General features: G+C 54.5%; 21 protein-coding genes and 1 pseudogene. 20 read left to right on the forward strand and 2 right to left on the reverse strand.

Annotated elements, in window-relative coordinates; genetic code table 11:
* Positions 1-8 precede the first annotated feature (8 nt).
* The 19 genes and pseudogenes from ACIPZE_RS26015 to ACIPZE_RS26105 all read left to right on the forward strand — a co-directional run bounded on the left by ACIPZE_RS26015 (position 9) and on the right by ACIPZE_RS26105 (position 17,409).
* The gene (locus ACIPZE_RS26015) at positions 9-536 is read left to right on the forward strand and encodes a DUF3304 domain-containing protein (protein WP_400776241.1); all 528 of its coding nucleotides are present in this window, start codon (positions 9-11) and stop codon (positions 534-536) included.
* A complete protein-coding gene (locus ACIPZE_RS26020; RefSeq protein ID WP_400776208.1) occupies positions 521-1,078 on the forward strand; it encodes a DUF3304 domain-containing protein in 558 nt (185 codons plus the stop codon). Before ACIPZE_RS26015 ends, ACIPZE_RS26020 begins: the two co-directional genes overlap by 16 nt.
* Positions 1,063-1,620 (forward strand): DUF3304 domain-containing protein, encoded by a 558-nt coding sequence (locus ACIPZE_RS26025; RefSeq protein WP_283438322.1) that lies wholly within the window; start codon positions 1,063-1,065, stop codon positions 1,618-1,620. The genes ACIPZE_RS26020 and ACIPZE_RS26025 overlap by 16 nt, the downstream gene beginning before the upstream one ends.
* A 58-nt stretch (positions 1,621-1,678) precedes the next feature.
* Positions 1,679-2,302 (forward strand): DUF3304 domain-containing protein, encoded by a 624-nt coding sequence (locus ACIPZE_RS26030; protein WP_283438323.1) that lies wholly within the window; start codon positions 1,679-1,681, stop codon positions 2,300-2,302.
* The gene (locus ACIPZE_RS26035) at positions 2,287-4,905 is read left to right on the forward strand and encodes a T6SS phospholipase effector Tle1-like catalytic domain-containing protein (RefSeq protein ID WP_400776211.1); all 2,619 of its coding nucleotides are present in this window, start codon (positions 2,287-2,289) and stop codon (positions 4,903-4,905) included. The genes ACIPZE_RS26030 and ACIPZE_RS26035 overlap by 16 nt, the downstream gene beginning before the upstream one ends.
* Positions 4,906-5,167: 262 nt before the next feature.
* The gene (locus ACIPZE_RS26040; RefSeq protein WP_283438325.1) at positions 5,168-5,779 is read left to right on the forward strand and encodes a hypothetical protein; all 612 of its coding nucleotides are present in this window, start codon (positions 5,168-5,170) and stop codon (positions 5,777-5,779) included.
* Between the two features lie 156 nt (positions 5,780-5,935).
* Positions 5,936-6,685 carry a lysozyme inhibitor LprI family protein gene (locus ACIPZE_RS26045; RefSeq protein WP_400776214.1) on the forward strand — a complete coding sequence of 250 codons (750 nt, stop codon included), beginning with the start codon at positions 5,936-5,938 and terminating at the stop codon, positions 6,683-6,685.
* A gap of 47 nt (positions 6,686-6,732) precedes the next feature.
* A complete protein-coding gene (locus tag ACIPZE_RS26050; RefSeq protein ID WP_283438327.1) occupies positions 6,733-7,158 on the forward strand; it encodes a hypothetical protein in 426 nt (141 codons plus the stop codon).
* 8 nt (positions 7,159-7,166) lie between these two features.
* Positions 7,167-7,628: an XAC2610-related protein gene (locus ACIPZE_RS26055; protein WP_283438328.1), complete on the forward strand. Its 462-nt coding sequence runs from the start codon at positions 7,167-7,169 to the stop codon at positions 7,626-7,628.
* 20 nt (positions 7,629-7,648) lie between these two features.
* Positions 7,649-9,013 (forward strand): annotated as a pseudogene (locus ACIPZE_RS26060) (lysozyme inhibitor LprI family protein).
* Positions 9,014-9,142: 129 nt separating this feature from the next.
* Positions 9,143-10,537, forward strand: a complete 1,395-nt coding sequence (locus tag ACIPZE_RS26065) for a TIGR01777 family oxidoreductase (RefSeq protein ID WP_400776217.1) — start codon at positions 9,143-9,145, stop codon at positions 10,535-10,537.
* A 9-nt stretch (positions 10,538-10,546) separates the two neighbouring features.
* On the forward strand, positions 10,547-12,997 hold the full coding sequence (locus tag ACIPZE_RS26070; RefSeq protein WP_400776219.1) for an alpha/beta hydrolase: 2,451 nt from the start codon (positions 10,547-10,549) through the stop codon (positions 12,995-12,997).
* Positions 12,994-13,503 (forward strand): hypothetical protein, encoded by a 510-nt coding sequence (locus ACIPZE_RS26075; RefSeq protein WP_283438331.1) that lies wholly within the window; start codon positions 12,994-12,996, stop codon positions 13,501-13,503. Before ACIPZE_RS26070 ends, ACIPZE_RS26075 begins: the two co-directional genes overlap by 4 nt.
* Before the next feature lie 86 nt (positions 13,504-13,589).
* Positions 13,590-14,045, forward strand: coding sequence for a hypothetical protein (locus ACIPZE_RS26080; RefSeq protein WP_100848470.1), 456 nt, complete (start codon positions 13,590-13,592; stop codon positions 14,043-14,045).
* Positions 14,046-14,049: 4 nt separating this feature from the next.
* A complete protein-coding gene (locus ACIPZE_RS26085) occupies positions 14,050-14,595 on the forward strand; it encodes a hypothetical protein (RefSeq protein WP_283438332.1) in 546 nt (181 codons plus the stop codon).
* 411 nt (positions 14,596-15,006) lie between these two features.
* A complete protein-coding gene (locus ACIPZE_RS26090; RefSeq protein ID WP_400776222.1) occupies positions 15,007-15,429 on the forward strand; it encodes a type IV pilus biogenesis/stability protein PilW in 423 nt (140 codons plus the stop codon).
* Positions 15,430-15,431: 2 nt separating this feature from the next.
* Complete coding sequence (locus ACIPZE_RS26095) at positions 15,432-16,505, forward strand: M48 family metallopeptidase (RefSeq protein WP_283438671.1); 1,074 nt, start codon at positions 15,432-15,434, stop codon at positions 16,503-16,505.
* A complete protein-coding gene (locus ACIPZE_RS26100) occupies positions 16,502-17,101 on the forward strand; it encodes a lysozyme inhibitor LprI family protein (protein ID WP_283438334.1) in 600 nt (199 codons plus the stop codon). Before ACIPZE_RS26095 ends, ACIPZE_RS26100 begins: the two co-directional genes overlap by 4 nt.
* Positions 17,102-17,247: 146 nt before the next feature.
* Complete coding sequence (locus ACIPZE_RS26105; RefSeq protein WP_163012154.1) at positions 17,248-17,409, forward strand: hypothetical protein; 162 nt, start codon at positions 17,248-17,250, stop codon at positions 17,407-17,409.
* 115 nt (positions 17,410-17,524) lie between these two features.
* On the opposite strand, the gene ACIPZE_RS26110 is transcribed toward ACIPZE_RS26105, so the two are convergent.
* Positions 17,525-17,896 carry a DUF6124 family protein gene (locus ACIPZE_RS26110; protein ID WP_283438335.1) on the reverse strand — a complete coding sequence of 124 codons (372 nt, stop codon included), beginning with the start codon at positions 17,894-17,896 and terminating at the stop codon, positions 17,525-17,527.
* A gap of 515 nt (positions 17,897-18,411) precedes the next feature.
* Here ACIPZE_RS26110 and ACIPZE_RS26115 point away from each other — a divergent pair.
* Positions 18,412-18,795, forward strand: coding sequence for a helicase (locus ACIPZE_RS26115; protein WP_129386565.1), 384 nt, complete (start codon positions 18,412-18,414; stop codon positions 18,793-18,795).
* A gap of 158 nt (positions 18,796-18,953) precedes the next feature.
* On the opposite strand, the gene ACIPZE_RS26120 is transcribed toward ACIPZE_RS26115, so the two are convergent.
* Positions 18,954-20,354 carry an aminoacyl-tRNA deacylase and HDOD domain-containing protein gene (locus tag ACIPZE_RS26120; RefSeq protein WP_400776225.1) on the reverse strand — a complete coding sequence of 467 codons (1,401 nt, stop codon included), beginning with the start codon at positions 20,352-20,354 and terminating at the stop codon, positions 18,954-18,956.
* Between the last annotated feature and the right edge of the window lie 4 nt (positions 20,355-20,358).

The raw sequence follows: 20,358 nt of genomic DNA on the forward strand, positions 1-20,358 counted from the left end.
GGGGGGGGATGTCTTCCGTGCTGGTCTGTGTGTGGGTTTTGCTGGGGGTGTTGGCGTTGAGCGGGTGTCGTGGTGGGCCGGAGATGGTGAGTGCTCCGGTTACTGGCTATAACCATACCTCTGCTGCTATTAATCGATTTGCTGTTAATGGTGCTAGCGGGCCGAATCTTGGCCCATATTTAGGTGGTGGAGCTGAAGTTTGTTGTGGGGTTCTTCCTCGAACGTGGTCGCCCCGCGTTAAGGTTGTAGTGGAGTGGCAGACAGATCCTGATCCTCACGCGTCTGCTACTTGGACTGAGCGCCAGTACTCTGACGCATGGCGTAAGCGAATGAGGGAAAAAAAACTAAACTACTTAAATCATAAAGCCGTAGTTGAAGTTCCGAAATATGGCAAGAAAGTTTGTGCGTTGCAAGTGCATTTTCTAAACTGCGACCAAGTCAAAGTTTCTACTACTTGTTTTATTCCTGAGCATCCGAATTACCCCGATAAAGCCTATTTCGAAGTCAAGGAGGCGGACGAATGCCCGGTTTCTTGAACATCTTAGAGAGCTACCTTGGAACTTTGCGAAGTATCAGATTTTTACTGTGTGTGAGCTTGGTAAGTTTATACGGTTGCCATACAGTTCCCGAGTTGGTGTCTGCGCCCGTTACCGGCTATAACCATACTTCCGCACAAATAACTCGCTTTAGTATTAATGGCGCGGGTGGCCCCAGCATTCCGCCAAATTCTGGCGGAGGCGCTGAAGTTTGCTGTGGTGTCCTGCCTGTTCAGTGGAATCCGAAAGTAAGAGCAATCATTGAGTGGGAAAAAGATCCGAACCCCGATGGTCCGATCGAGCGTGACCAGTATGGACAAATAAAAAAAGAGGCACTGGTTCGGCACAAGGCTGTTTACTCTCATCATACTGAAACGGTTGAAATTCCCAAGTATGCGGAGAAACTTTGTGCGTTGCAGATACACTTTTTACCGTGCGATCAGGTGAGAGTTTCCACGACTTGTTTTGTTCCGGGTCATTCCAAGTATCCAGATAAAGACTACTTCCAAGTCGAGGAGGCGGATAAATGCCCGGCCTCCTGAGCTTCTTTGAAAGCTGCGTTGCAGTTTTTCGAGTGATTAGATTCTTAGTGTTCGTGAGCTTGGTAAGTCTATACGGTTGCCATACCGCTCCGGAGATGGTGTCAACGCCTGTAACAGGTTTCAACCATACTTCAGCTGCTATCAATCGATTCAGTGTGAACGGAGCCGGGGGGCACCCTGTGTCAGCCTTTCAAGGTGGTGCAACTCAAGTTTGCTGCGGCATGCTTCCTGCTCAATGGAATCCAGACCTTCGAGCCACCATCGAGTGGGAGAAAGATCCTAATCCGCGAGAAATGATAAAGCGCGATAAATATGGGCAGTTTGATAAGGAAGACTATCAGCGGCATGTTGCCCATTACTCTCATCATGAGGCGACTGTTGAAATACCAAAATACGGTAGCGATTTCTGTGCAATACAGGTTCATTTTCTACCTTGCGATCAGGTGAAGGTTTCTACGACCTGTTTTATACCCAGGCACCCAAATTATCCAGATCGAAAGTATTTCGACATCAAGGAGACAATGAAGTGCTCTCATTTTTGAGTGAATATAGTTTATTTTTCTCTGCAAAACACCAGATGAGAATGGAGGCGACAAAGGTATGTCAATATTAAATTATTTGTTTGAGAAAATAGGCTTGTGTGCTGATATGTCTTTACCTGGATTTCTGCAGGCTCGATGTTCTCTGCTAAATAAAAATAGCTTAAAAATGACAGCGAAATCTTTAGTCATTATGTCGAGCGTGTTTGGATTCAGTGCCTGTAATGCTGGTCCCGAAATGGTCTCCACGTCAGTTACTGGCTATAATCATACATCTTCGGAAATCATACGATTTAGCATCAATGGCGCGGGTGGTCCTCGTATTCCGCCAAACTCCGGCGGAGGCGCAGAAGTATGCTGTAGTACACTGCCTTTAAAATGGAGTCCGAGCCTTAGTGCAGATATAGAGTGGGATAAGGATCCGAATCCCCGCGGACCGATTGAGCGTGACCAATACGGACAGATCAAGAAAGAAGCAGCTATTCGCCACGCTACTGGTTATTCTCACCACACTGCAACAGTTGATATCCCAAAATACGTTGATGAATTTTGCGCACTGCAGGTCCACTTTTTACCATGCGATCAAGTAAAAGTGTCGACGACCTGTTTTACTCCAGAAAATCCAAATTATCCTGATAAGGCGTATTTTAAAGCCAAGGAGTCGGCTACATGCTCGAATCATTAATAGGGCAGGATTCCTCTCCGCCAGATAGTGCTTTAGTTGCCCCGATGTTCCCTCCATCGCGTCGGTTGCCAAATGACCCAGGGCAATTATCGAAAAATATAAACCTGCAAAAACAAGACGAGCGTGCGTTTGGCATTAGACAGCGTAAGCTTCTTCAGGCCAAGGGAGAGGCGGACAGTGGAACAGCCTGCTGTAAAACGCTACATATAACATTGGCCTTTGATGGTACTAATAACAATGATCAGGCGGATGGTTCCTCAACGCCCAACTCCCGGAGTAATGTTGCGAGACTTTTTCATACTAGCTTAGGTGCCGAACCCGACATGGTATTGGGAGGGTTCATGAAATATTATTGTCCGGGTGTTGGTACGGTTTTTCCTGATGTTGAAGAATTTGTTCCTGACAGCAGTGGGTTGGTTGGTGCGAGCGGGGGTGAGAATCGTATTAATTGGGCGCTGACACGGTTGCTTGATGCATTACAGCAAGCTTTGGATGGTAAAAGGTTTCCTGCCGAAAAAACCAAACTAATGCTTAAAGACATGGCAACCAATGGTTACGCAAACACGTTTGGCTTGGGTTTGTTCGAGAGCGGAGAGAAAAAACGCGAAAAAATCATGAGAAAGGAGATACAGGATCTCCAGGATAAACTGAAAATACGTGATGATTCTGAAGAAAAACCGCATATTTTGGCAATGCGCCTATATGTTTATGGATTCTCTCGAGGAGCTGCAGAAGCTCGTACTTTTGTTAATTGGTTACAAGCGCTGACTCGTTGCGAAAGCACAAATGGTGGTGTTGACTACCGATTTGCGGGGCTGCCCATATCGATCAACTTTCTAGGTGTGTTCGACACCGTTGCTGCTGTGGGGCTTGCCGACAGTGTTCCATTTGCCGCAGGGCATATGGACTGGGCTGACGGCACCATGCGCCTTCCTGATGAAGCAACTTCTGCCTGTGAGAGTACAGCTCTTCCTGATGATTGCACTTATTTAAAACGTTGCGTTCATTTGGTTTCTGGCCATGAGCAGCGAGCGAGCTTTCCATTGGACTCAATACGTCGCCGTCCAAAGAGTGCGGATGGTACTCGTGATAAAACCAAAGGATCAAGCTATAGACAAGGCACAGTTGAGTATATTTATCCCGGAGTTCATTCGGATGTCGGTGGCGGATACGCGCCTAATGATCAAGGTAAGGCGACGGCTGGGTCAGACCATGTCCTATCCCAAATTGCTCTGCAACATATGTATGCGGAAGCGTTCATGGCGGGCGCTCCATTACTGGTTCCAGGGCCGGTGGTGCAAAAAGGGATCCACGATGATTGGAGGGGGATGACAACAGATCTTGAGACAGAGTTTTCAATTTCTGAAACGCTCATCAAACGTTTTAATGCATGGCAGGCACAAGGCCAGAGCGGTCCGCTAGAGGACATGATGAAACGTGAGCACGCCTTGATTACTGCTTGGCGGATTGATCGCTATGCAGGTGGAGTGGAAAAACAATCTTTCTTTAAAAATGCTGCTCCGGACATGCCGGAAGCCCAAATTTATGCTTGGAAGGCAATTGAAGATCGTAATACCGCTAAAACCAATGCGAAAACTAAAGGGCTTCCTCCTCCGGTTTACACTGAGGCTCAAGAGAAAGAGCATCAGCTGAATATACAAATTGTGGGCGGGCAGGAAAAAGCAGACAAGTTACGGGCTGAGAAGATCTTTGAACCGCCCCTGGATCATAGGCAACTGAGCGGCGCCGCAGCTGAGTTTCGACATGACTACCGGCAAGAATGGGGTATGGTCGACGACGGACTCACACTTGGTGGTGTTGCCGATATGTTGCTGGGTGGTACGGTTTACCTCATCAACGAAGAAGATGAGGCCGAGGAGTATTCGTACCTTTATACCGAAGGGACTAAGCGCTACAAAAAAATGTTCAGTGCACCGAATACGCCAAGCCGCGGCGAGGAGGATTTGGTGGCGTTATTTGATGACCAAGTCCACGATTCTCGTGCATGGTTTATGAACTTCTCGAAGGCCGGTCCTCGCGAGCCTTTCACCGATTATTTCCGCATTCGACTTGTCCATTTCGATAATGAATCGAACAAGCAATTGTCGCTTTTGGCGACTGCTGGGCGCGTCGTCGGCGTTGGTATTGCTTTGGCAAGCGTCGGCCTCAGTATCAAGAAAAAAGATCCTCGCATGCTGCTGGGTTTGTTCTTGCCGTCCTTGGCTCGTCCTGTCCTGAGCGGCAAAGTAGGCCTGCCAGAAATCAGCGCATTCGACCCGCTTACCGGTATCGCGATTCCGGTGGCAAGCAATCTGGATGCCCTGAGGTCGTTCACTAAAGCGCCGGGCGATATGGTCGCCAAGGTCGCAGCCTTGCCTCCGCTAAAACCGTTGAGCGAAGCCACTGCCAACACGCCTGCGCTACAGAAAATCCTGGTTGCCCATCAAGCGGTTGAAGCAGCCGATGCTGCCCGTAAGAAGGACTTCGGTTCATTGGCCGGTATGGTGGCGAAAGCCTCTAATGATGAAGACAAGCCCGGTGGCTGGATGGACTTGGTGGCCGAACAGGCCAGCAATTTGAAGTCGTCTGAGAAGAAGGTGTAATTGCGAAGTGCAAAAAAACGGCTCTGTATGAGCCGTTTTTTGCGTTTGTGCTTTGAAGCCTTCCAAAAAGAAGCGGACTTATTTTTTACTGTTGGATAGCTATGCCTCAGATTTAGCGGCGTGGGTGTGGAGTGAGGAGATGTATTGGAATGGTGAGTTTGTTGGGTAAAGCGGACCGATTTTTCCAATGGTTTTATCGTTAATCTCAAATAAATCTGTCCCCTTTGTTTCTTGTTCTTAAAATTTTTCTGAGGTCATTTGAATGATTCGCCTAATGGTGTTTTTGTTGTCCATTTATAGTGGCGCTGCTTATTCGGCTTCAACTGAGCATAGCCTGATATGTAAAGAATCTGATCAGAATGCCGATCAAACTAGCTTGACTCTTTCTTTTGAAGGGGAAGTCTTCTCTCTTGATAATGCTGATCGCGGATGTCGGTCAGATTATGTTGCTAGAGAAGTGGCAGGGACCGAAAATATAGCAATTATATTTTCTTATCCAACCAGTGATGATATGGGTATAAACGCTCAGGTTATGATTTTTTCTGCTGTAGCTAAAGGTGGAAAGGCCACATATATCGGAGACATCCCTGCCAGTGCTTCGGAGTTGGAGGATGGTACCTATAAAAATATTCAACAGTCCGGTGATTCAATTTACGAGAACGTTTACCGTATTGAAGGCACAAAAGTTGTGACTTTCATTCCAGGTAAAGAGTTGATCATTTCTGGCGAGCAATGTGTTTATAAGGAAGCGGGTAGCACTGTCTGTCAAAAGATGAAAGGCACCTTAAAAAAACCTGTGTGCGTCCTCAATAATGGTGAGCGCAAAGTCCTCGCGGATGCGAGGGAGTGCATGGACATGAGAGAAAATCTTTGAGAAAAACGGGACGGATTCATTTGTTACGCTCGACCGCTTTGAATTTGGTTGAGAACTTAAATAGATCTGGGCCGTTTGTCGGTTCTGAATCTATTTCCTGTCGCAGGCCCGTTCAGAATTGAACGGATCACTGATTTTTTTTAAGGACGCCAAGGAATGCAGATTTTCAGATTCAGCCTCATTTTTTTACTTTCAATACTGTCGCCTGTGGTCATGGCTGAGGGCACGATGATTGCCACCATCCTTCAGGCCGACTTTTCCAAGGACCCGGAAGTCCGGTTGCTTGTCAGAGTCGTTGATGTGGGTGGCGGTTCGGATACCCCTTCAATGGCGGTTCGTAATCAATGCCTGGAGAGAAAGGCGTCCGCAGAACGTCCTGGGCCGGATCCGTGCTTTTCGATAGAGATCACTGAGAGCAATAAGCAACGGGCCATTGTTCGGCAAACGCTATTGAATGATCCTCAGCGCACAACCGACCCTATCTATTTGGAAATTGTTTATCGCTCGGAGGTCAGCGAAAGCGATCCGACGAATCACCATCAGCGATCCGCCACACTGAAGATCGAAGAAAACGGCCTCTACAATTGGAACAATGAGAGCGAACAGGCATTGGCGGACGTAGAGTGGTTTCCCTCGGGAAATGGTGTTCTTGATCTGATGGTTCCTGACGCGGATGCATTGTTGAATTCTGTATTTCGGGATCGTATGAGCCGGCTGGACGAAAGCGGTCAGAAAGCACTGAGGGAAACTCAAAGAGCCTGGATGAAATTTCGAGATGCGGAGTGCCAGGCCGACCCGAAATTGCATAAATCAGTTTTCGGTGAGTGGTCCGATGCCTGCCTGATTCGCGCGACGATAGAGCGTGCTCGCCAATTGGCTTTGGCACCGGACAAGAACAGACGTTGAAACGGACAAGTCAGAGCATTGGCGCGAAAGCGTCTACTTGGATGAGCATGAACAAACTTTTCTTTCTCTTTTTTGCGCTATTTCCTTTAGGCGCTCAAAGCGCAGTCACCACCGAATCACTTTGCTTCGAACTATCCCAATCGAGCCCGGTAAAGTTCGAACTCAGGACCTACTACGACGAAGCCAGCAAATGGTCCGGTGGCTTCGTCAAGTACGCCAAGTCCAGCGAACCCATTTCCATTGTGCTGACGGATTACGAGGACGAAATGCTCGGTCCCGATGCGCCTTGGCAGAGCACCACGACCTGGTCTGAAGTCATCAACGGCAACGTAACGGGAACCTATAAGTTCGTGTCTCAAGGGACGCACATCGTTTCGATGTCTTACACGAAGAAGTCCAACGGCAAGGTTTTTCATTTCGGAAATAACACCAGCATCGACTCCTCTCTCGAGTCCGGATGCAAGTGGGAGTAGGGCAGTACATGCAATTCAAAACTCTAGCGGTATCGCTGCTCGGCCTGATGTGGACGATCCCGGCGTTGGCCGAAACCACCACGTTCAGCCCAACCAAAGGCGTCGACGTGACGCTGATTCTCGAAGGCTCCAAACTGAACATCGCGGTTAAAAGCGAAGCGCACAGCGAGTCGCGAACAATCGATTTTGAAGCCGAAAACGAACTCCACATGCAGGTCGACGATTTCAATTTCGACGGCGCCAAGGATTTCGCGATCTGGCAGCTTGATGACGGCATGGGCACTTACCACTACTACCGAGTGTTCGTTTACCAAGCCAAAACCGGCATGTTCGAAGAGTTGCAGCCGGACTGCGGCGATGGCTTCGTTAACCTGCGCGTCGACAAAAAACGTAAAGCGTTGCTCAGCACTTACTGGGAAATGAACATACCCAAGCAATGCATCACCCGATTCACCAAACGCAAAGCCTGAATGACTCAAGGATGAACACCGTGAAACGTTTTGTTTTTACCCTGCTGGCCGTGCTACTGCCGGCTTCAGCTGCCTATGCGCAGGACGACTGCAGCCATGTCACCTCAAGCCTGGAAATGGTGCCCTGCTCGGAGGCGTCGAAGAAGGCTGCCGATGCGCAGTTGAATGTCAGCTACAAGCAGTTAATGACGCGGCTTGAATCTGACTATCGAGCAGATCCGGCGTTAGGCGCGTAGTACGCGGCGAAGGTCAAGGAGTCGCAACGTGCTTGGTTGAAATTGCGCGATGCGAACTGCCCCTTGGAGGCGTTCGAGATCGAGGCGGGGATGCCGGCGCATGTGTTCGCTGTCAACTCGTGCATCGCCAGAATGAGTCGTGAGCGCTCGGCGTATCTGGACAAGATTGTCCCTGCTCTTGCATCCGACAAGAGCACTTCGACGGCACCCACCAGCGACGCTTGCCCCTCGGAGGAGTTCGCGCCTTTCCTGACAGCATTTTCCGCCAACAGCGAATCACAGCGCCGTCTGACTGCGATGACGGTCAAGTCGCTGGTGTTGAAGCCGGTAGCGGGAAAGGAACGTAGCACCTTTGAGCCTTCGACCTCGGGTGTTAGTGGAGCTACTTTCACCTACCCGCTGATGGCCGCTATCACACCCGGCAAAACACCTGGCGTCGAGATCGAAGAGGTCGATGACAGTCACGTCAACGTTGTGGATAAGAGGGCAGGCAACAGCAATGTGAAAATCTTCAACTTCTCTCGTCAGGCATGCTGGGTGCTTGAGGGGATTGAGGATTGGTCGATCAGTGAGAAAGATCTTGTCGCAACAGACAACCCGGGAATGAGCCGCGCCGAGAACTTTTGTTATCAGCGTGCCGAAGCGTTAGGTGGGCTGGGTTTTCTTGAGCAATACCCTCTGACGGTGGAGTTGATTGAAGCGTCGCTGGAAAATTATTTATGTGCTGCTGAGTCGGGTGATGCACAGGCGAGCCTGTCGGCGGCAAGTCTTAGCCTTTCGCAAATGGCCTCTCAGTTGGAAACCCCGAGGGTTGAAGCTCTGTTCAAAGCGGCTTCGAAAATACCGAGTGGCGCGTTGGCCTATGCCACGTTTTTCTGTTTAGGAAATTCCACCGACTACGGCGGCCCTTGCCTTCATCCCAAGCAGGCTGAAGAGCAAGTCATTCGAGCGGTAAAGATGGATTCCACCGAAGCGATGAATTATCTGGCTTCTACGTTCGAGGGTGGAAAGTTGGGCACAAAAGACGTGTCTCGCGCATTGGCTTGCTACCAGATGGCTGCTGACAAAGGTGACCCCCGGGCGATGGAGCACTTGAAACGTTTGAGTTCGCAAGGCAAAGAGCCGATCAAGGCCAGTCACTGCATTTGAAGTTCGGGGACATGTTTGATGCGCTTTCGCACGCGTAGAGTCTCGCTAAAACGTTTAATGCTTGAGCATCTGACCACCACCATTTTCCTTTAAACTCCCCACCCCCAAGGAATGCGCTCAGGACACGGAATGCCAGCCCCCTCGATCTCCCTTCGCTCAGCGTTAGTGCTCTGGCTATACGCCGCCGCAATCGTGCACATTCTCGCCGGCCTCACCCTGACTTGGGCCGGGCATTCCGGTTTACTCGACGGCTACCTGCACACCCTCGAACTCGCATTCTGGGGCGCCGACGCAGTACCCGTCGCCGGCCACGAACAACAGGTCTGGTGGCTCGCGCTGTTCGGCGCGACGCTGCAAAGTTATTCGCTGTACATGCTCGCGCTGGTGCACTTGGGCAATCGCTTGAAAACCCCGGCAGTGTGGGGCTGGTTGAGCGCCGGCATCCTGTTATGGGCGCCGCAGGACATGTGGCTCTCGGCGCAACAGCAGGTCTGGTCGCACCTGTGGCTCGACGGTTTTGCGTTGCTGGTGTTGTTGCCTCCGTTGTTCTGGCTGTATCGGCATGACCGCCGGAAGTCTCCTGCAGCAAAGACACCGAGCCAATCCAACCCGTTTGCCGATGGCGCCTACAAGCGAGTGCTAATCACCGGCGGCACCGGGTTTATCGGCGAAGCCTTGGTCAATCAATTACTCGATGCCGGCCATTCAGTTAGCGTACTGACGCGCGATCCGTTGAGCGCAGCCAATCTATTCAACGGTCGCATCCGCTGCGTACATTCGCACAGCGAACTCAGCCACGACGAAGCCTTCGACGTAGTGATCAATCTCGCCGGCGCTCCCGTCGCCGGCCCACGCTGGACTCCCAAGCGTCAGGCGCAACTGCTCGCCAGTCGAGTCGGCACCACCGAAGCGTTGATGACCTGGCTGAAAAACACCAAGCACAAACCAACGCTATGGATTCAAGCCTCGGCCATCGGCTTCTACGGCGTACGCGATGCCAGTGAAAACCTCGACGAACACGCCAGCAAGGGCGATGGCTTCACGGCCGAACTCTGCGCACGTTGGGAAGCCGCCGCGCAACCGGCCGCTGAGTTTGGCGTGCGTCAGGTAGTGCTTCGTCTCGGCGTGGTGTTCGGCCCCGGCGGTGCGTTGACGCCGTTGCTGCTGCCATTCCGCTTGGGTTTCGGCGGGCGCATGGGCGACGGTCGGCAGATCATGAGTTGGGTGCATCGCGACGATGTGCTTCAGGTGATCGCGCGGGCTTTCAACGACGACACTCTGCGTGGCACCTACAACATGGTCGCGCCCGAAACGGTCAGTCAGGCCGCGTTCGCCGAGCAGGCCGGCAAGGTCCTCAAGCGTCCGGTGTGGTTGCACATTCCCGCCGCGCCAGTGCGTGCAATGGCGGGGGAGATGGCGCAATTGTTCTTCGACGGTCAGCGCGTGGTGCCGCAGCGTTTGACCGAGGCCGGCTACACGTTCCGCTATCCAACCCTCGACGCCGCTCTGCGCGATCTGACCTGAGGATCGCTCATGAGCAAGCCGTTGATGTACCTGCTGGCCGGCAACGGCAGCGCCGCCGACTGGTGGGATGACGCACTGCCGCACTTCCAGCGCTACGACGTGGTGCCGCTGGAGTTGCCGGGCTTCGGCGCGAATCCGCAGCCGCCTTGCGAGGATCTGGCGGACTACGCGCAATCCTTGCTGGCGATGACACGGCAGGGCAGCGCGATCATGGCGGTCGGGGTCAATGCGTTGCTGGTGTTGCATGCGTTGCAACGTCGGCCCGGACACTTTTCCCGCAGCGTTTTGTTGGCGCCAGTGGGGGCGTTTCTCTGGCAGCGGCGGTTGCCGGCGCTGATGTCGCCACTGCCGATCCGCAAGACCATTCACTGGCTGCTGTCGAACAAACCCACGCTGTTCGCGCGCAAGTTTTCCAACCAGACTTGGACGCCCGAGCAGTACCAGCGCATGGGCGGCGGCTATGCGCGCTGCCGTGCGTTTGTGCCGCACTGGGATCTGATTCGCGCCGACACTGCGCTGCCGCTGCTGGAGTGGATCAGCGATCCGGTCGAGCTGGTGTGGGGCGATCAGGACGCCGTGCTCGGCATCGAGCAAGCGGCGGCATGGTCGGCGATTCTCGCCCGCGCCGATCTGACCATCAGCCTCAAATCTGGTTGGGGTCATTACCCGTGGATCGACTCGCCCGCCGAATTCGCACAGTGGCTGGAGTCGGGCGAGCGCGGGTTTGTCGCGCACACCAAGGGCGGGCGTTTGCGCCTGGCTGAACTGGCCCGGAAAGCGGTGCCGGCGGCACTGACGCTCAACGATTGCACCGATCCGCGTCTGCCGGCATTTCTCGCCGCCCAACCTGATGTGACATGGGCGGTGCGCTCCTCCAGTTATGGCGAGGATCAGGCTGATTCGGCGAATGCCGGTTTGAGCACAACCTATCTGCGCGAGCCGACCGCCAATGTGCCGAAACGCATCGCCGAACTGACGGCCGAAGGCGTCGAGGAAGTGGTGGTGCAGCGCTTCATCACTCCGGTGGTTTCCGGGATCGCGTTTGTGCGGCATCTGTCGGTAGAGCTCGAATGGGTTGAAGGCCATCTGGAGTTGCTGGCCGATGGTCACGTCAGTCCTGAGCGCGCGACGCTTTCGCGGGTTGGCGATGCCTGGCGAAGCGGCACGTTCACGCCATCTCACGGCTTGACCGAAGAGCGGCTCTGGCAGTTTCTGCAGGGTGTTTTACGAGTGTTCCACTACGTCCCCGGCGATGTCGAATGGGCCTGGGACGGCTCACAACTGTGGCTGCTGCAATACCGGCCGATCAGCGATTACGGCTGGCGCAGACACCTGACCGCCGCGAATATCGCCGAGATCCTGCCACCGCAACCGAGCGTACTGGTGGAGTACGCCCAGCGCCGCGCCGCCGTAAGTATCCCGGCGATCATGGCGCGTTGGGATGCGCGGGTGCTGCAGGACAACGAGCCGTTCACCGCCGTGTTCGGCGGCGCGTCCTATATCAACAATGATCTGTTTCTCGCCCGGCTGGCCGACTGGGGCATCAGCGCCGATAACTACGCTGGTGAAGTCGGTGGTGCGACGCCGCATTTGCCGTGGCAGCCACTGAAGATGTTGCGTTCGTTGCCGCTGTTTTTGCGCATGCAACGCAAGGCTCGCAGCCATTTGCTGAGCCTTGAAAATGGCTTGCAGCGCTTCGATCAGGAACTCGCCGAACTCGTCGCCCAAGGTGCCGATGGCCAACAACTCGCGGACTGGTTCACTCGGTTTTACGTGTTCGTGGTGCAAGGCAATCTGTGCATCGCCACAGCGTTGGCAAGCAGTGGCGGCGATTGGCTGGGCCGCCCGCCGACCGCTTACGACAATCTGGAAAACAGTCCACATCGATTGCCGTGGGAGACCGATCCTGCTACGCCTCGGCCGGCGGCGACTGAACTGCTGCTTCAGCCATTCCCGCAATGGTTAGGGCTGATTCGCCTCGCGCATTCGACCGGCCTGCCGGGCCTGCGCGGTTACTACCTGCAAGTGCGCGAGTGGTATCGCGACAACCTCATGCGCATCTTCTTCCGCTTGCACTACGCCATGCCGCTGGCGGATCGCGAACACTGGTTTGCGCCGCATCCGGACGTGCGCACCCGCGACGGCAGCTTCTGGCAGGACGGTCGCGAAGGTACGGAGCAGGCCACCGGGTTCATGATTTATCCGGGGCAGGTGCAGGGCATCCTCGGCGCCGACATCCTGCTCGAAGACACCCTTGATCCGGGGCGTCACGCGCATTACCAGGCGGCGCGGGCGGTGATTGCGCGGATGGGCGGGAGGTTGTCGCATGGCTCGACGTTGTTGCGCGAATTGCGCAAACCGTCGGCGGTGATGCCGCAGGTGGATCCGGAGTGGGTGGGGTGTGAGGTGTGGTATCGCGATGGTGAGTTGGAATTGATCAATTCGAAGGATATGAAGTGAAACGATTGCTGGTGTTATGTGTGAGCTGGTTGCCGATAGCAGTTATGGCGGCAGATGTTTGCAATCAGGAAGCTGACTCAAAATATTTCTTATCGCAATGGTCGCAGAGCAGTGAACATCCGGAAGACATACTTTCCAGTCTCGATGGAAAAGAGTTTTCTATCGATCCGGGCCACGTGGTTTTTAGCGGCGATCTAAATGGCGATGGCATCCAAGACTTCATCTTCAATTCCCTCGTCGGCATTGGCTCATCAATGGATAGCACATTCGCCTTCCTGATCCAGTGCCGTGGTTATTTGAGGTATTCGGGCGGCGGTTATTTCGCCGGGGTCAAAGTTCTGGACGGCCCAGCCAAGGGGGGAGGTGAGTTCAAGGACATCGAGATCTACTCCTACATCAGGGACAAGCGCGGGCGGATTCGCTACAAGGGTGAAAAGGCCATGACCCGGCCACATCTGTGGCAATTCGACCCGCAGACACAGCGTTACGAAGGGCAGGCTGAGTAAGCCGACGGTCCCCACGGCATTTACGGAGTTACTACGTGAAAGGATTTTCGATTGTTCTCGGCAGCTTGATATTGGCTGCCGCGACCATGGCATTCGCTGCCGATCCAACCTTCAAGGATTACACCGTCACGCCAGTTTTCACCGGCCCCAACCATAAGCTGGTGCTGCAAGAAAACAGCAGCCCAATGATGGATCAGGCACGGGTGCAAGCCCTGAAAGGCAAGGTCAACTTCGCCGGCCATTACATCCTGCACAGGCTCGGCTGTGGCGGCAGCGCCATTTGCGGCGAAGTGCTGGACGCTCAGACTGGGGAAGTCGTTGGCGGTCTGCCGAATGCTTACGACGGCAGCACCTTCGGCATGGTTTACCAGCCCGACAGCCGCTTGATCATCGTGTCCGGCATCACGCTCGACGGCGAAGAAGATGCCCAAGGGAATGCTTTGGAAAGTGGTAACCGGGACCGTTACTACGAATTTGTGAACAATGAATTCCGGCTGCTGAGCATGACCGACGTGGAATCGTCGCCGATAGATGAGGAGTGAGTGGATGAATCGTCTTCTCGCGGGCAGCCTTTCGCTGCTGCTCTCTCTGCCAGCCTTCTCCGCGCCTTCGGACGCCTTTACCCAACGCGATGTCATGCAGTGCGGCGGTGTTGAAGTGGTGTTGGTGTCGTCCTGCCGATCGGTAACGGTGGATGGTGCGCAAACCCACGTCATCCCGGTCTGCTCCGACCAGACCATCAACATCGGCGGCAAAGTGCTTCGACGCGATATCAGCAAAGTTTCACAACTCACTTCCGACGGTGCGAAGACGAAGATGTTGAGCAATGTTGTTGTGGCGATGGATTGCGTGGACGGCACCAAGGGCAGTCTTGTTTCGATAGGCGGCTATGGCGGTTGCGGTGCCTGCGCGGAGTGGCACGGTTATTACTCGACAGCAGGGCGATTGGAGCAATACAGCTTCGATAATAACCAGCGCTCGTTTGGCTCGAAGGGATCTCGGGACGAGCTGATCAAGGCCTATGGTGTTACGAAGAGACAGCTAATGTCAGAAAGCCCGGCGGTGAAGAGGATCGTCTATGGCCAGCCTTAAGTGGGTGTTGATGATCGGCAGCTTGTTCAGCGCTACCAATGTCTTTGCCGTTGACCCGCCAATAGTGGGAGCCGCCGGAAACACAGTGACGTTCCAGGCAAAAAAATGGACATCACCCGTCGTGGCATCTACCACTGCCTAGTTCACCGCGAATGGAAAAACGTTCCCGTTGTTTCATGCCGGCATTGGTGCCCAGGCTTATCTTGAATGGCTCAGCCCTGACAAAAAATTTCTACTGGCGACTGCGGTGGAGTACGGTGTAGTCATAGGTGAGAACGGTGAGGAAATAGCGACATCACAAGGGCATTGCGATGTGATCTCGATGGAAACCGGTTGCGTGCTTGCTGAGAGTTACGAGCGGTTTTGTGAAGGTAAATGGGTAGGCAATCAATGGTTTCCGAGGAGGGCGGGGTGCTCAATCCTGTCTTGGAGACTAAGTCACCCAAGGACCTGCTGAAATATGCTTCGAGTATCGAGCCGGTACAGTCCCGCGCAGAGTCCATCGAATGGAGCCTGAGCTTTTTAAGCCCGGAATCCTACATGGCGTGTCATCCCCCGGCGCAAAGTGTTCAGACTTACAACGACCTCGGTTTCTACTTGGCCGAGGGCGGCAATGATGAGTTGGCGCTGAAGTTTTATCGAGGCGTTGAAGCTGTCGGCAAACGCACAGTGCTGATGCTGAACATGGCTGATTCGCTATGGCGACTTGATCGCCAAGAAGAAGCGCAACGTTATTACCGCGAGTACCGCGACGCGATGAGTGCCGCCGGTAAAGCGCAGAAGATTCCGCAACGCGTCGTTGAGCGATCCGAAATTCAGGGACTGAAAGAGTGAATATGTTCTTCCGCTTTATCGTGTTGAGCCTTGGGCTTCTATCCACTTCCTACGCATTTTCTGCCCCGCAAGTCCTCAAGGAAATTCCGGCTAGCTTGCTGGGTGATGCATCACGGCAAAAGGTGTTTGTGCTGGCGAGCGATGCGGACGAAGTTTCTAACCGATTGTTGATTGCGCCGGAACAAGCGCGTGACGAGGACATATTGCTCGATACGTCGAAGGCGCTGCCTCTGATCAAGAGTCAGTACTCGTCCGCTCTTCAGGGAGTCTTCAGCGTCCATGTACTCAAAGGTCGCCATGGCGTCATGACCGTCATTGATCCACAGGCTGAGGAAGCTGTGGTCAAACAGCCGTTCGTTGAGGCTGGGGATTACATCGCGCTGGTAACTAGCGAAGAAGATAACGCGGTTTACAACTTCAACCTGTTGTTCGCCTTCAATAGAAGCTCAAAGCAGTTTGAGCTGAAAACTCTGCTGGAAGTGGCGAATAACGACTCCTGTGATCGGTCGCTTGTCAGCGTAGTGGAGTTGCCGGTGCAGACATTGGGCCCGATCACTCTCGCCTCTTTCGATGGGCGTGAGGCGCTGCAGAAGCTGCAGGTTGCTCATACTGGCAGTATTGAGGGCGTGAGAAAGAAATTGATGACAGTCGATTCGGCTGATTTGCTGAATATGGCGCTGGCAGCCTACCGAAAGGGTGATGACTTTTCCTTCAAGAATACGATGAGCTACGCGTTAATGGGCGGTGGCTCGCATGACACTTGTCCCCCGGATAGCTATATCGTCGCAAAGTACTACTACCCGCAGCATCCCGGCTGGTCCAACGACCTCGGTTTTCTGCTCGGCGAGGCGGGTTACTACGCTGAGTCCATTGAACTGTTGAATGCGGTAATTGCACACAATCCAGAGCGGACGGTGGCCTACCTGAATCTCGCAGATAGCTATTGGGCTATGAACGATAAAGAGCGAGCGGTGCCGGCGTACAAGCAATACGCATCGCGTATGTCGGAAGCGGGAAAGGCGTCGAAGATTCCTGCGCGGGTAGCTGAGCGCAGTGTTGGCGGATCCGGATCATGATCAAACTCAAGACGTTCTTTGAGCTGATCGCGGGTGTTTTTTTGGCTGCTTCGCTGGTTCCAGCGCATGCGCAGGAAGCCTGCAATCCTGACAGCTTTACCAATCGCGATTTGATCATCTGCGGTCAGCAGACTTTCGAGAAAGTCGATGCAATGCTGAATGAGCAATATAAGAAAGCGCTGGTCAGTTTGGCGCCCGCGGAAAAGATGCAACTCAAAGACGTGCAGAAGAAATGGGTGCGCTTCAAAGAAGGGTTTTGCGAGGAGATCTATCAAGGCACGTTCCCGGGTGCTGAAGCGCCGATTGATAGGCTTGGGTGTCTGGTGCAAACAACCAACGCACGTTTGGGAGAGTTGATTGCTCTGCAAACCGGGTTACCGCTGGACGGTTTTTACAAAGCCGCCACGGCCATGGCTGGGCAGGACCGGGAAAAAGGACTGGCGACTTCGATGGAGCGATTGGGGGGAGCAGCCTTCGACGATCCGTTTTGGAAACAATACGCTGATGGGCACTGCGAAATGGCTGGTCGGCTGTTTCGTGAAGACTTTGCTTATTGCATTGTTCGTATGCGTTTTCAGTTGCCTATGAATCGTTGATGCAATGATTGGTTTAAAAGCGTTTCCTGCGTTTTGTTTACCTGTCCGCTGACAGAAGAGGACTCAATATTCCATTGTAGTTGACTTGTTATTGGGGGAGCCGCGCCTCTAATATCCGCTCAAATCGCGATACCCGCAGGGTCTCTATGAAAAAGTCCAAACATGAACCAAAGCCTATGATGGCTGCCCGGTTCCAGGCTGAAGCTCGTGAAGTTTTGGCTAAGCGTTCCGGTAAGCGCAGCCGTTTTCTGGATGTTGCGTTGGCCAAAGGTTCTGATTTTGAGCCCGTCGGTCGACTGGCCGGCTGACGGTTTCGGATTCTCAAAAAAAGCTGCCGTGATTGGCAGCTTTTTTTCGTCTGGATTTCTACAGACAGTTGCAGAAAGGGGACTTAACGTCCCCTTTTTTCATCCGCAAATCTCGCTACGGCTTGGCCGCCACGCTTCGCACTTCAATCTGGTCGAGCGTCCCTTCCACCATCAATCTCACCCCGTCCGCCATTCTGCTCAGGGCCAGTGCCACCGAGCGGCGGGAGCCGTGGAGGTCGTCGGCGAGGTCGCAGGCGATGACGCTGATGGACAGAAGGTCTTCGGAGGCGTTGGCCATGAGGGCTTCGGCGTCGGTGCCGGGGGAGAGGCTGAAGAGGCCGGTTTCGCGTTTGGGGTGCGGTTCGATGGGCGGTTTGAAGTGGTGGTCGAGGGCGCGTTCGGCGGCTTCGTGGAATTTCTTTGATTCCAGGGATTCGTAGGGCGATATGTCTGGGGTTTCGGGGGGATTGGGTGTTGGTTTGATCATAGGTATTTTCCGAGTTATGGAGCCAACACCGTTTCGCTTGCTTCGAAAGGGTGGCAGCTGTGTATAGGTGTGCAAGACCGGACTCGGAAACCGGCAGACCCGAAGGCCTCCCATACACAGCCGCCATAACAGTTCGCGAGCATAGGAAAACACTCGGCGAATAGCCATAACTGAATGCATGACGAGTCTGGACTTGCACGTCCGTATCACCGATTTTGCGGCGACCCACAAAGCCTATCCCCACCGTACCAACCCGCCTAGTTCATGGACAGCACCGCACTTTGCAGGAAATTTCCCATAGATTCGCGGGGCGGAAGATCAAAAGATCGCAGGCTTCGCCAGCTCCTACAGGGATGTGTTTCAACAGGTGTAGGACGTTGCCTGCGGAATCGTGACTTGGCGGTCATCGTGCGGGAAATGGTCTGCATCCTCTTCCAACAGTGTCAGATACTGGCGTTATCGTCCGAATCCCTTACACTGCCTCGGCCGTTCATTTTCCTTTTGAGGCTGTGCGCATGAAATTTCGTTTTCTTCTGTGGATGATGGGTTTGTTGATGGGTAAGGCCAGCCGGACAAATCCTGCGTTCCAACAGCAGTTGGGTGACAAGGATCTGGTGTTTCAGCTGCAGACGCTGGATGGGAAAGTGGCGCGGCATTTCGTGGTCAAGGATCAGCGCATCACCAGCAAGTCTGGCGTGGTGGCGGAGCCGGCGTTTGCGATTGCTTTTAAAGATGCCGGTTATGGCTTTGCGACGATGCAGGCGAAGAACAAGCAGTTGGCGTTTATGCAGGGGATTCAGGACAAGTCGATCCAGCTCAAGGGCAATCCGGCGCTGGTGATGTGGTTTCAAGGGTTGATGAAGTATTTGGTGCCGAGGAAGGCTAAGCCTAAGGTTTGAGCCTTTGGTGACGCGGAGCGTCACGGGATGCATTCCCACGCGGAGCGTGGGAACGATCAGGGGCGGTCTGGTAGACCGAGCTGGATTCTTCGCGAGCAAGCTCGCTCCCACAGGAGGTCACCTAAACCTTGTAGGAGTGAGCCTGCTCGCGATTGCGTTTAGGCCTGGCTGAACTGCGAGGCCAGTTCGCGCAGCAGGACTTCGGCTTCGAGGACTTTGCTGACGACGTCGTTGGCTTTGTCGCGGCTCAGGCCGACGCGGTCGAGCAGGGCGTCGGGGATGTCTTCGTCGGGGCCGGAGCCGATGCCGCGGCTGCGCAGCAGGCGTACGGCCAGGCAGACGAGGTTCGGGTATTCGGCGTAGGCGCCGTCGTAGCTTGGGTCGTGCTGGAAGCGCAGGGCGGTGGCCAGCTCGTCCGGCATGTCCCAGTAGCGCATCAGCCACGAGCCGATCTGTTCGCGGCTGATACCGAGCAAGTGTTGCTCAATGTAGCTGTGGCACAGGTGCGGGTTGACCTCCAGGTGACGGCAGATCAGCGAGAAGTGCGGCGGGAACACGTGGGCCAGCAGCAGGTAACCGAAGTTGTGCAGCAGACCGGCGAGATACGTCAGGCCGGCTTCCGGGCGCTGGGCGCGGGGCATGGCACGGGTCAGGCCTTCGATGACGGCGGCGGTGTAGATCGACTGCTGCCAGTACGGCGTGGTGTGTTGCGGGTGGTCTTTCGGCAGGCTCAGGGTCTTGCCGAGGGCCAGGCCGAGCGCGAGGTTGATCACCAGATCGAAACCGAGCACACGGACGATCGCGTCTTCCACCGAACGAATCTTGCCCGGCGAAGCGTAGTACGGCGACGCCGCCCAACTCACTACTTGGGCAGCCAGCGCCGGGTCGGTTTCGACCACGCCGGTGATGTCGTCGATGGTGGCGTTGGGGTCGACGCGCAGCTTGATGATTTTTTGCGCGGTTTCAGCCAGCGGCGGAATCTCGATAGTCGCTTCCAGACGCTGCTGAATGCGCCGCGCGGTGAACGCTTGCACGGCCTGGGTGATTTCCTCGCGGTCATCGTCCGGGCGGTCGAGGTTCGGGCGGATGCTGTTCAGGGCTTCGCCGAAGTTGGCGGCGCTGGCCTTGGTCAGCATGGTCTTGAAGTCTTCGCTGGCGCTTTCCAGCAGCAGGCCCGGCTCGCCGGAGTTGATCAGCAACTTCGGTTCGCGCAGCAGGCTTTCTTCATACAGGCACGGCGAACTGGTCAGCGCCGGCAGGCCCGGCAGCAGGCTCAGGCTGTGTTTGCCGAGCATCTTTTCCAGGCGTTCGGTCGACACGGCGGTCAGGCGCCGGCCAGTCAGTTCGGCGAGGCGATTGAGGTCGAGCAATTGGCTCTGCGGAAACAGCACCATCAGCGCGCCGACGGCGTCGTCCAGCAACACGGCTTGTACCTTGCGCGAAGCATTGAGGCCGTGGTGGTCGAGCACTTCTTCGTAGGCGATCCCGAGTTTGCCTAGCAGCAGCCGAATGACAGACGGCGCGTGCGGGGATTCGGGGGCGAGAGCGGCTTCGGTCATGATC

Source organism: Pseudomonas sp. NPDC089741 (assembly GCF_044748825.1).
In the GTDB taxonomy this organism is placed as follows: Bacteria; Pseudomonadota; Gammaproteobacteria; order Pseudomonadales; family Pseudomonadaceae; genus Aquipseudomonas; species Aquipseudomonas helmanticensis.

Excerpts from the sequence above, each read along its gene's own strand:
- ACIPZE_RS26110 (WP_283438335.1), bottom strand. The coding sequence starts at position 17,896 with ATGATCAAACCAACACCCAATCCCCCCGAAACCCCAGACATATCGCCC.
- ACIPZE_RS26050 (WP_283438327.1), top strand. The coding sequence starts at position 6,733 with ATGAACAAACTTTTCTTTCTCTTTTTTGCGCTATTTCCTTTAGGCGCT.
- ACIPZE_RS26055 (WP_283438328.1), top strand. The coding sequence starts at position 7,167 with ATGCAATTCAAAACTCTAGCGGTATCGCTGCTCGGCCTGATGTGGACG.
- ACIPZE_RS26070 (WP_400776219.1), top strand. The coding sequence starts at position 10,547 with ATGAGCAAGCCGTTGATGTACCTGCTGGCCGGCAACGGCAGCGCCGCC.
- ACIPZE_RS26015 (WP_400776241.1), top strand. The coding sequence starts at position 9 with ATGTCTTCCGTGCTGGTCTGTGTGTGGGTTTTGCTGGGGGTGTTGGCG.
- ACIPZE_RS26085 (WP_283438332.1), top strand. The coding sequence starts at position 14,050 with ATGAATCGTCTTCTCGCGGGCAGCCTTTCGCTGCTGCTCTCTCTGCCA.
- ACIPZE_RS26115 (WP_129386565.1), top strand. The coding sequence starts at position 18,412 with ATGAAATTTCGTTTTCTTCTGTGGATGATGGGTTTGTTGATGGGTAAG.
- ACIPZE_RS26095 (WP_283438671.1), top strand. The coding sequence starts at position 15,432 with ATGTTCTTCCGCTTTATCGTGTTGAGCCTTGGGCTTCTATCCACTTCC.
- ACIPZE_RS26120 (WP_400776225.1), bottom strand. The coding sequence starts at position 20,354 with ATGACCGAAGCCGCTCTCGCCCCCGAATCCCCGCACGCGCCGTCTGTC.
- ACIPZE_RS26080 (WP_100848470.1), top strand. The coding sequence starts at position 13,590 with ATGGCATTCGCTGCCGATCCAACCTTCAAGGATTACACCGTCACGCCA.
- ACIPZE_RS26105 (WP_163012154.1), top strand. The coding sequence starts at position 17,248 with ATGAAAAAGTCCAAACATGAACCAAAGCCTATGATGGCTGCCCGGTTC.
- ACIPZE_RS26040 (WP_283438325.1), top strand. The coding sequence starts at position 5,168 with ATGATTCGCCTAATGGTGTTTTTGTTGTCCATTTATAGTGGCGCTGCT.
- ACIPZE_RS26025 (WP_283438322.1), top strand. The coding sequence starts at position 1,063 with ATGCCCGGCCTCCTGAGCTTCTTTGAAAGCTGCGTTGCAGTTTTTCGA.
- ACIPZE_RS26065 (WP_400776217.1), top strand. The coding sequence starts at position 9,143 with ATGCCAGCCCCCTCGATCTCCCTTCGCTCAGCGTTAGTGCTCTGGCTA.
- ACIPZE_RS26045 (WP_400776214.1), top strand. The coding sequence starts at position 5,936 with ATGCAGATTTTCAGATTCAGCCTCATTTTTTTACTTTCAATACTGTCG.
- ACIPZE_RS26020 (WP_400776208.1), top strand. The coding sequence starts at position 521 with ATGCCCGGTTTCTTGAACATCTTAGAGAGCTACCTTGGAACTTTGCGA.
- ACIPZE_RS26030 (WP_283438323.1), top strand. The coding sequence starts at position 1,679 with ATGTCAATATTAAATTATTTGTTTGAGAAAATAGGCTTGTGTGCTGAT.
- ACIPZE_RS26100 (WP_283438334.1), top strand. The coding sequence starts at position 16,502 with ATGATCAAACTCAAGACGTTCTTTGAGCTGATCGCGGGTGTTTTTTTG.
- ACIPZE_RS26035 (WP_400776211.1), top strand. The coding sequence starts at position 2,287 with ATGCTCGAATCATTAATAGGGCAGGATTCCTCTCCGCCAGATAGTGCT.